Below are 9,627 nucleotides of genomic sequence, written 5' to 3'. Positions count from 1 at the left end.
CAGTCGGTCACGTACTGTTGTACGCTCCCTCCCTCACTCCTTCGCTTCCTGGCACTGCACTACGTCTCGAACACCAATTTAGAGAAACTTGAATAGCTCGAGTTTCTTGCTGGCATCATTTAAGATGTCAATTTCGAATCCAAAGATTCGTTTTGTCTTTTCGCCGACGAGGTCGGTTGCAAGACTTTATTTGTTGACGTTTTGCTGTTCAGTTTTCAAGGTTCATTGTTTCGCTGTCTTTCACAGCGACTTCTTAATCATAACACCTTGTCACTCTCGAGTCAACAACTTTTTTTCGTATTGTTTTTCGAAGTTGTTGTTGTCTCTTAAGGACAAGTAATAATATACCTCATAACCAAATATAAAATCAAGCCTTTTTTAAAAATAATTTATCTCGAATCTTTTTCACATCGACAATGAACAACAGAATGCCCGCTATGACTACGATTCCACCCGTTATTTGCGCTGCAGAAAGTTTCTCGTGAAGGATATAAAACGCCAGAACCGATGCACCTACAGGTTCAAAAAGAATGGCGATGGAAATGACGTTTGTACTGACCCATTTAACTGCCCAATTGAAAAGCGAGTGCCCCAGCAGATTCGGGATAAGCGCAAGCATAAAGAACCAGAACCAATTTGAAGATGAATACGGACCGAATGATTCACCTTTTATAAGGACATAAAAAAAGAGCGTTACTGTACTGATAGAGTATAGAAGAAACGTATAAGTAATAAGAGACAATCGTTTGCGCACTTCTTGTCCAAAAAGAAGGTATGCGGTAATCAAGGCACAAGCAGCCAACGCAAGCATGTCACCAAAAAAAGCGGTTCCGCTCAATTGAAAATCACTCCAACTTATGATGACACTGCCGGCGATTGCAATTACTGCCGACAAAATCGTTTTAAACGATAGTTTTTCTTTAAAGAAGAAATATGTTCCGACAAATGCGAAGATCGGCTGCAATGTCACGAGTACAGTTGAACTTGCAACAGAGGTGTAATTCAAAGACTCAAACCATAAAATGAAGTGAAAAGCCAGAAAAACTCCGGCGACTGTTGAAAAGATCCAGTCTTTTTTCGTTAGGAGAAAAACTTCCTTCCTATATTTAACTAGGAATAACGGTAGCATGAGAACAACCGTGAATAACATACGATAGAAAGCGATGACGCCGGCATCAGCTGTGACTAGTTTTACGAAGATCGCCGACAGCGCCACTGATATAACGCCAATGATGATTGGGATAGATGGATGAATTGTAGGTTTTTCCATGTTGCACACTTCTCTTTCAAATAAGAATACAAGTTAGTTTATAACCATTTTAGGCTAAAGACAATACAAAGAGTATAACACATCTTCCTTAGGCAGATGATAGTGGGGGGAAAAGTCAATGGATTGGATTATCGACAATTCAATGTATCCAGAAGTATTGATTAAAATCGCAATTGCTTTAGGTTTAAGTTTAATTATCGGAGTAGAGAGGGAAATTAAGAAGAAGCCTATCGGTTTGAAGACGAGCGCAGTCATTTCAACTTTCAGCTGTCTATTGACAATCGTCTCTATTGAAGCCGCTTATCTTGTTCCAGCCAGGAACGATATTAACGTGACAATGGATCCGTTGCGTCTCGCCGCTCAAATCGTCAGCGGAATCGGCTTTCTAGGAGCCGGTGCCATTCTAAGGCGAGATAACGATAATATTACGGGATTGACTACAGCGGCAATGATTTGGGGAGCCGCAAGCATTGGAATTGCTGTCGGTGCCGGATTTTATATTGAAGCTGCATTCGCTGTCTTGAGTATCCTCTTTGTTATCGAAGTCATAGCACCGATTCTTGGAAAATTCGGCCCGAAAAGAATCCGTTCAAAGGAAGCTGCCTGCATTGTCGTCATATCAGATAAAAGTAAAATTGATGATTTGATCGGAATATTAAATTCCGAAAATATGAAAGTGGAGAATCTAAGAATCCGCCAATTGCACTTTGATAATAAACCGTCAGTGCATGAAGTCGATTTCCGTCTTGATGCACTTCCTAAGAAAGGAACTACACAATTATATACCGAACTGACCGAACTCCCTTATATTGAATCGGTCGAAATAGAAATCTTTCCTTAATGGAGGCTGATATATATGAAGGATCTTTTGCGTCTGCTGAAGGATGGCAATAAACCGTCCCTGCTGGCCGGTACAGTCAATGCTGCCATCGCCGTCCTGAAAGCGATCGCCTATATATTAACAGGAAACGTAGCCATGTTTGCGGAAACGATGCACTCCTTGGGTGATGCCGCGAATCAATTTTTTGTGTATATCGGATCCGCCTTATCCAAGAAGGCGCCAACCCCTAATTTTCCAAACGGGTTCGGTAGGGTTGTTAACCTTGTATGCTTAGGCGCCGTCATCATTGTCGGCATCATGTCATATGAGGCCGTGAAAGAAGGTTGGCATCATATACTGAACCCGACCGAAACAAAAGGACTTCTTATAAATCTCGGCGTCCTTGGCTTAGCCACCTTACTGGAATTTTTTGTTCTATTGAAGGCATCGAAGGAGATTGCACATGAGACAGGCAATGATCTTTCTGGTATGAAAGCATTCCTCTACAGCATAACTCATTTAAATAAAGCCAAGCCTGCCACGAAACTGGTCTTTATGGAAGATATGGTTGCAACAATCGGAGGTTTATTGGCTTTCATCGCAGTCTTGATTGCTCATTTTATCGGATTCCTTGCTGCCGAAGGGATTGCGTCCATGTTGATTGGCTTCATGATGTTTTATGTTGTCGGCAGAGTGTTCCTGGAGAATGCCAGAGGAGCAATCGGCGAAACTGATGAAGAAATGTTGAACCATATTGCGCAAATCATTGCCGAAGATCCGGATATTAAGGATATTCAAAAAGTTGAAGTGATCAAAGAAGGTGAATATCTCCATGTTGAAGTGATTGCCGAGGTCGATCCGACACAAACCGTCGCGTATATTGATGATGTAAGGGACAGGCTCATGGCTTTGGTTCTAAAGCAAAAAGGCGTCCGTGAAGCGTTGATATCGTTCGATGAAGACGATGGCATCAAAACCTGGCAAGGAGTGAACGAACTGACAATGTCTGAAGAGGCACGAAAAAAACTGCCGGAAAATAAAAAGTAGAGGGTGGAATGAAGTCCCCTCTACTTTCATTATTATAACGAAGCCACCAATATGGATTTCACTTCGTCCACACGCAATTGGGCATACCTGCCGAGCGGCCCATTGATCGCAGCCTTCTTTGCCATAACATCAATTTTAGAGTCATCAATGCCGTAATACGAGAGCCTTTCTGGTGCCCCGATAGCTGTCCAATACTCCCTCAGCTTGTCAATTCCTTCATTTGCAACAGCCTCATCCGTTTTACCCTTTGGATCTACTCCGAAGACGTTAACGGCCAACCGCGCATAACGGGCCGGGTTCAACTTCAATGTACGCCTCATCCAATGAGGGAACAGAATCGCCAATCCTCCTGCATGCGGTATATCGTACACTGCAGATACCGAATGCTCGATGTCATGCGTTCCCCAGTCACCGCCGGCATTTCCCATACCTAAAAACCCGTTCAATCCCCAAGTACCGCCTAAAAGAATCGTTTCCCGCAACTCATAGTTCTGTAGATCATCGACGAGTTTCTCACCCGCTTCCATGATAACCCGTAACGCTCCTTCGCATAACTCATCCTGAAGCGGCGTATTCGTCGCGCTATGGAAGTACTGCTCGAAAATATGCGACATCATATCTACGATGCCGTAAACCGTCTGATCTTTCGGCAAGGAGAGTGTGTATGCTGGATCGAGGATCGAGAATTTCGGAAAATTGAGCGGTCCGCCCCACCCGTATTTCTCTTTTGTTTCTTCATTTGTAATGACGGATCCCGCATTCATTTCGGACCCTGTAGCGGCCAGCGTTAAAATCGTCCCGAAAGGAATCGCGTCTTTAGGTGAATCTTTTTTAATGACGAAGTCCCACGGATCACCGTCATACTTGGCAGCTGTCGCAATTAATTTCGTACAATCGATGACAGACCCGCCGCCGACCGCCAATATGAAATCAATATTATGATTTTTACAAAGTGCAGCCCCTTTTCTCGCGGTGCTGACTCGCGGATTCGGCTCCACGCCAGCAAGTTCGAACACTTCTTTTCGTTCCGCCTTCAGGATTGCCATCAATTCATCATAAAGGCCATTCTTTTTAATGCTTCCTCCCCCATAAACTACGAGAATTCTATTTCCATAAGCCGATAATTCCTTCGCAAGCTTTGCAATTGAGTTTTTTCCAAATATCAATTTAACAGGGTTTTGAAAAACAAATTCCTTCATTATATGACCTCCCATTTCTATTGTTTATTATCCAAGAATGAAATGAACGATGCAAGTATGGAATGATTTGGATTGGGAATCCTATCCTCAGGAGGTGACATTTTTGGTTAAAAAATTAGCGTTGGCCATCACAATAATAGGCGCCCTCAATTGGGGAGTCGTCGGACTGTTCAGCTTCGATGTCGTAGCTCAATTGGCGAATGGTCATGCCCAACCGTTCGCACGCTTCTTTTACATTATCGTAGGAGTTTCCGGTCTTATAACACTAGGATTGCTTTTTGATACTTTGCGAGAGAAACAGCTGGAGCATGGTGCTGTCGTGGAGCCGGAAGAAGTGTAAAAAAGCATCTCCCGTTTTACCAGGAGATGCTTTCTTTTTGTTATCATCCAGCTCCGAGCGCCAGAGGCTCGGGGTCATAATTATTGCTCCCAACGCTTCGCTTTTGCTCGCAAAAGCCGTTCTACGTGACGGCTTTGCCTGTCGCCTCTAGGCAGGCGCTCTACGCTTTTGTTTATGCCCATCCTCTGAATCGGGATGCTTCCGCTGTTTTGCGGATTCCGATCATATATGCAGCAAGACGCATATCAATATTTCTTGTTGAGGCGACATTATAAACGTTTTCAAACGCATCAACCATTTTTGTTGTCATTTTTTCGCGAACTTCTTCTTCTGTCCAGTAATAACCCATGTTGTTCTGAACCCATTCGAAGTAGGAAACTGTTACGCCGCCTGCACTTGCAAGGACGTCCGGCACGAGGAGGATTCCTCGTTCTGTAAGAATTTTCGTAGCTTCCGAAGTTGTTGGACCATTTGCCGCTTCCACAACGATCGTCGCCTTTATATTATGAGCATTTTTTTCGGTAATTTGATTTTCGATGGCAGCTGGAACAAGAATATCGCAATCCAATTCCAACAGCTCGCTATTCGAAATCGTGTTATCGAAAAGAGTTGTAACTGTTCCAAAGCTGTCTCGACGATCCAATAGATAGTCGATGTCCAATCCATCCGGATCATGGAGGGCACCATACGCATCGGAAATACCGATTACTTTTGCTCCTGCATCATGAAGGAATTTGGAAAGGAAACTTCCTGCATTTCCAAACCCTTGGATGACGATACGTGCACCTTTCATATCGATTCCACGTTTCTTCGCCGCTTCATTGATAATGATCGTTACGCCTTCGGCAGTTGCACGGTCGCGACCTTGTGATCCGCCAAGAACAATCGGTTTACCTGTAATGAAACCAGGAGAGTTGAATTCATCGATTCTACTATATTCATCCATCATCCAAGCCATAATTTGAGCATTTGTGAAAACGTCTGGCGCAGGGATATCCTTTGTCGGTCCCATTACCTGGCTTAACGCGCGTACATATCCACGGCTCAAACGCTCCAACTCACCCATGGACATTTCTCTCGGATCGCAGATGATTCCGCCTTTACCGCCGCCATATGGCAAGTCGACAATTCCCGCTTTCAGTGTCATCCACATTGATAATGCCCGCACTTCATCCGCACTAACTTCCGGATGGAACCGAACGCCGCCTTTTGTTGGGCCGACAGCATCGTTGTGTTGTCCACGGAAACCGGTGAATACCTTCACTTTTCCATCATCCATACGGACCGGAATCCTAACTTCGACCATTCGGATAGGTTCTTTTAGAAGATCGTACATTCCTTCATCATAGCCTAATTTGTCAAGTGCATCCTTAATGACAACTTGTGTAGACGTAAATAGATTCAGGTTTTCAGTCATGTAAAAGTTCGCCTCTTTGATTTCATAATGTTTTTTCTACCGCACATATTGTATCATACACCGAATAGAATGTGGGCACTAATTAATTAACTTGTAAAAACTTTATTGATTTTTTCCAACGCCCAATCAAGTTCTTCCTTTGAAATGATTAAAGGTGGTGCAAATCGAATGACTGTATCATGCGTCTCTTTGCAGAGCAGACCCAGTTCTTTCAGCCTTTCGCAATATGGACGTGCCTCTTCCTTAAGTTCGACACCGATGAAAAGGCCGCGTCCACGCACTTCCTTAATCGATGGATGGTTGATCTTTTTTAATTGTTCTATGAAATAATTTCCTAGTTCAAGTGACTTGTCTGCAAGCTTCTCATCCTGTAAAACTTCCAAAGAAGCGATGGAAACCGCACAAGCCATCGGATTTCCCCCGAATGTGGAGCCGTGGGAACCTGGATTGAACACTCCAAGAATATCCTTATTCGCAACAACGCAAGAAATCGGGAATACCCCACCGCCCAATGCTTTCCCTAGGATGTACATGTCGGGCTCGAAGCCTTCCCATTCACAAGCGAACATTTTCCCCGTACGGCAAAGGCCCGCCTGGATTTCATCCGCAATGAAAAGGACGTTATGTTGTTTACAAAGTTCGTAAGCAGCTTTCATATAGCCAGCAGGTGGGATGAGGATACCTGCTTCCCCTTGAATAGGCTCGATGAGAAATGCCGCTGTGTTCGGTGTGATGGCTTCTTCTAATGCTTTCAAATCCCCGAAGTCCACCAACTTGATGCCTGGAAGCATCGGACCGAAACCACGCTTATATTCCGCTTCGGATGAAAGGGAGACCGCAGTCATCGTACGCCCGTGGAAGTTCCCATTGCAACCGATGATTTCTGCTTTATTCTCCTCGACACCTTTGACGTCATACGCCCAGCGACGAGCTGCTTTGATAGCTGTTTCCACAGCCTCCGCCCCTGTATTCATCGGCAAAGTCATGTCTTTGCCTGCTAGTTTACAAATCAATTCATACCATGGGCCAAGTTGGTCATTGTGGAATGCACGTGATGTCAATGTCACTTTATCCGCTTGGTCCTTCAACGCTTTGATGATCCTTGGGTGGCGATGTCCTTGGTTCACTGCAGAATATGCAGACAGCATATCCATGTACTTATTTCCCTCAGGATCCTTGACCCAAACACCTTCCGCTTCAGAAATGACAATTGGTAGTGGATGGTAATTGTTCGCCCCAAATTTATTCGTTTGTGAAATGATTTTTTCAGAAACCGACATGTGTTTCCCCTCCCCATTTGTATGTATAGCAGGAAGCAGTCACTAGAACTGCTTCCTTAACTAATTAAAGTGTCTCAGAAGTTGTCTTGCCTTGCATGTGAAGCTGCAAGTAGTCTGGACCGCCCGCTTTAGAGTCAGTTCCGGACATATTGAATCCGCCGAATGGCTGGTAGCCGACGATAGCGCCTGTGCAGCCACGGTTGAAGTACAAGTTTCCTACGTGGAAATCTTGGCGTGCCTGTTCAATATGCTCGCGGTTGTTCGTGATGACCGCGCCAGTTAGGCCGTAATCCGTATTGTTTGCGATTTCGATCGCTTCATCAAAGCTTTTCGCTTTGGAAATAGCAACGACTGGTCCGAAAATCTCTTCCTGCATGATACGCGCTTTCGGATCGACATCCGCAAATACAGTCGGTGCCACGAAAAAGCCTTTAGAGCTGTCCCCTTCTCCACCTGCAACGAGACGTCCTTCTTCTTTTCCGATTTCGATGTAGCTCATGATTTTATCGAATGAAGCCTGGTCGATAACCGGTCCTGCAAAGTTGGATTGTTTCGCAGGATCTCCGTATGTCAATTCTTTTGTCAATTCTTCAACACGTGCAACGACTTGATCGTATACTTCTTCATGGATGACAGCGCGTGAACATGCAGAACATTTTTGGCCGCTGAAACCGAATGCTGACTTGACGATTGATTGAGCCGCCAATTCAAGATCCGCTTCGTTGTCTACTACGATTGTATCTTTACCGCCCATTTCTGCGATGACGCGTTTCAACCAGATTTGGCCTTCGTTCACTCTTGCAGCACGCTCATAAATGCGTGTACCGATTTCACGTGAACCTGTGAAGGAAATGAAACGAGTTCTAGGATGATCCACGAGGTAGTCACCGACTTCGGCGCCTGAACCTGGGATGTAGTTGACAACTCCTGCAGGCATTCCCGCTTCTTCAAGCACTTCCATGAACTTATAAGCAACAACAGTCGTTGTAGATGCCGGTTTCAAGAGAACTGTGTTCCCTGTCACCAATGCAGCTACAGTTGTACCTGCCATAATCGCCAATGCGAAGTTCCAAGGCGAGATGACTACGCCGACTCCTAGAGGGATGTAATCGAAGCGGTTGAATTCACCAGGACGGCTTTCAACTGGCATGCCATCTTTCAATTTAAGCATTTGACGTCCATAGTATTCCAAGAAGTCGATTGCTTCCGCTGTATCTGCATCCGCTTCATTCCATGGTTTACCCGCTTCTTTTGTCAAAAGCGCTGAAAACTCATGCTTGCGGCGGCGAATGATCGCAGCTGCTTTGAATAATACATCTGCACGGAATTCCGGCTTCACTTTTCTCCACGTTTTGAATGTTTCATCTGCAATATTCATCGCCTTTTCAGCAAGATCTCTGCTCGCTTTGGAAACGCGGCCGATGACTTCCTCTTTATTCGCCGGGTTCGTTGAAACAAGTTTGTCTTCTGTCATAATACGCTCGCCGCCGATGATCAACGGGTAGTCTTGCCCGAGGTAGCCTTCGACGGTTCTCAAAGCTTCCTCATATGCTTTTTTGTTTTCAGCTTGTGTAAAGTCTGTAAATGGTTCGTGTTTGTATGGGATCATTTTACTCCTCCTCAGGTAATTAGCAGCAAAATTAATTTGCATTTAATCTGTTATTCCATATATAATAATGCAAGAGATTGTTGCACATTTCAAGTGTTTTTGTTTATTTCGCAAAAAAAATTAAACGGACGGTGTTAATTCGTGAGTAAAATCGAAAAGAACCTTTTTCCCTTATACGAATTCGCAGTGAACCGGGCCGGTGTCGGCGTCCATGCAGTGGACCATGCCGGCAGAACTGTTATTTATAACGATAAGATGAAAGCGATCGAAGGACTGGAACTTGAAGAAGTCGGAGATCGTTCCATCCTGGAATTGTTCAACTTCGATCAGGAAGAGAGCACGTTATTGAAAGTGCTGCAAAGCGGTGTAGAACAGTTGAATGTCAAACAGACGTACTGGAATCGAAAAGGGCATGAAATAACGACCATTAATGATACTTACCCGGTATTCCAAGAAGATGAGCTTGTCGGCGCAGTAGAGATAGCAAGAGATGTCACTGCTCTTGAAAGGTTCGTTCTGCATCCGCTGCGGAAAAACAGCGACCCTGTCACATTCAATCAAATTGTCGCTGCTTCGGATGAAATGAAGACTGTCATATCGACAGCCCGAAAAGCATCAGGTGCAAAATTGCCCGTGCTCCTCATC

At 44.6% G+C, this 9,627-nt stretch carries 9 protein-coding genes; 4 read left to right on the top strand and 5 right to left on the bottom strand.

What is annotated here, in order from left to right; genetic code table 11:
• Positions 1–367 precede the first annotated feature (367 nt).
• Entirely contained in the window at positions 368–1,270 is a 903-nt protein-coding gene (locus tag AWV70_RS21835) for a DMT family transporter (RefSeq protein ID WP_060210584.1), read from the bottom strand.
• Between the two features lie 118 nt (positions 1,271–1,388).
• Here AWV70_RS21835 and AWV70_RS21830 point away from each other — a divergent pair, with 118 nt between their 5' ends.
• Positions 1,389–2,111, top strand: a complete 723-nt coding sequence (locus AWV70_RS21830; protein ID WP_060210583.1) for an MgtC/SapB family protein — start codon at positions 1,389–1,391, stop codon at positions 2,109–2,111.
• A gap of 15 nt (positions 2,112–2,126) precedes the next feature.
• Positions 2,127–3,137: a cation diffusion facilitator family transporter gene (locus AWV70_RS21825; protein WP_060210582.1), complete on the top strand. Its 1,011-nt coding sequence runs from the start codon at positions 2,127–2,129 to the stop codon at positions 3,135–3,137.
• A gap of 32 nt (positions 3,138–3,169) precedes the next feature.
• Here AWV70_RS21825 and AWV70_RS21820 read toward each other — a convergent pair whose 3' ends face one another.
• Positions 3,170–4,336: an iron-containing alcohol dehydrogenase gene (locus AWV70_RS21820; protein WP_060210581.1), complete on the bottom strand. Its 1,167-nt coding sequence runs from the start codon at positions 4,334–4,336 to the stop codon at positions 3,170–3,172.
• Between the two features lie 103 nt (positions 4,337–4,439).
• Between AWV70_RS21820 and AWV70_RS21815 the strand changes: the two genes are divergently transcribed.
• Positions 4,440–4,676, top strand: a complete 237-nt coding sequence (locus AWV70_RS21815) for a DUF378 domain-containing protein (RefSeq protein WP_414714859.1) — start codon at positions 4,440–4,442, stop codon at positions 4,674–4,676.
• Between the two features lie 172 nt (positions 4,677–4,848).
• On the opposite strand, the gene AWV70_RS21810 is transcribed toward AWV70_RS21815, so the two are convergent.
• The 3 genes from AWV70_RS21810 to pruA all read right to left on the bottom strand — a co-directional run bounded on the left by AWV70_RS21810 (position 4,849) and on the right by pruA (position 8,982).
• Complete coding sequence (locus AWV70_RS21810; protein ID WP_060210579.1) at positions 4,849–6,093, bottom strand: Glu/Leu/Phe/Val family dehydrogenase; 1,245 nt, start codon at positions 6,091–6,093, stop codon at positions 4,849–4,851.
• A gap of 86 nt (positions 6,094–6,179) precedes the next feature.
• Positions 6,180–7,373 carry an ornithine--oxo-acid transaminase gene (locus AWV70_RS21805; protein WP_060210578.1) on the bottom strand — a complete coding sequence of 398 codons (1,194 nt, stop codon included), beginning with the start codon at positions 7,371–7,373 and terminating at the stop codon, positions 6,180–6,182.
• A 64-nt stretch (positions 7,374–7,437) separates the two neighbouring features.
• On the bottom strand, positions 7,438–8,982 hold the full coding sequence (pruA, locus tag AWV70_RS21800; RefSeq protein ID WP_060210577.1) for an L-glutamate gamma-semialdehyde dehydrogenase: 1,545 nt from the start codon (positions 8,980–8,982) through the stop codon (positions 7,438–7,440).
• A gap of 141 nt (positions 8,983–9,123) precedes the next feature.
• Between pruA and AWV70_RS25025 the strand changes: the two genes are divergently transcribed.
• Positions 9,124–9,627, top strand: a 504-nt coding sequence (locus AWV70_RS25025) for a PAS domain S-box protein (protein ID WP_235588814.1), incomplete at its 3' end; no start/stop codon positions are given.

Source organism: Sporosarcina koreensis, from assembly GCF_001531445.1.
Lineage (GTDB): Bacteria > Bacillota > Bacilli > Bacillales_A > Planococcaceae > Sporosarcina > Sporosarcina koreensis_C.
This window is presented reverse-complemented; position numbering and strand designations above follow the sequence as displayed.

What these genes read in the sequence shown, in the direction of transcription:
- AWV70_RS21835 (WP_060210584.1), bottom strand. Translation starts at nt 1,270, where the DNA reads ATGGAAAAACCTACAATTCATCCATCTATCCCAATCATCATTGGCGTT.
- AWV70_RS21830 (WP_060210583.1), top strand. Translation starts at nt 1,389, where the DNA reads ATGGATTGGATTATCGACAATTCAATGTATCCAGAAGTATTGATTAAA.
- AWV70_RS21825 (WP_060210582.1), top strand. Translation starts at nt 2,127, where the DNA reads ATGAAGGATCTTTTGCGTCTGCTGAAGGATGGCAATAAACCGTCCCTG.
- AWV70_RS21820 (WP_060210581.1), bottom strand. Translation starts at nt 4,336, where the DNA reads ATGAAGGAATTTGTTTTTCAAAACCCTGTTAAATTGATATTTGGAAAA.
- AWV70_RS21810 (WP_060210579.1), bottom strand. Translation starts at nt 6,093, where the DNA reads ATGACTGAAAACCTGAATCTATTTACGTCTACACAAGTTGTCATTAAG.
- AWV70_RS21805 (WP_060210578.1), bottom strand. Translation starts at nt 7,373, where the DNA reads ATGTCGGTTTCTGAAAAAATCATTTCACAAACGAATAAATTTGGGGCG.
- pruA (WP_060210577.1), bottom strand. Translation starts at nt 8,982, where the DNA reads ATGATCCCATACAAACACGAACCATTTACAGACTTTACACAAGCTGAA.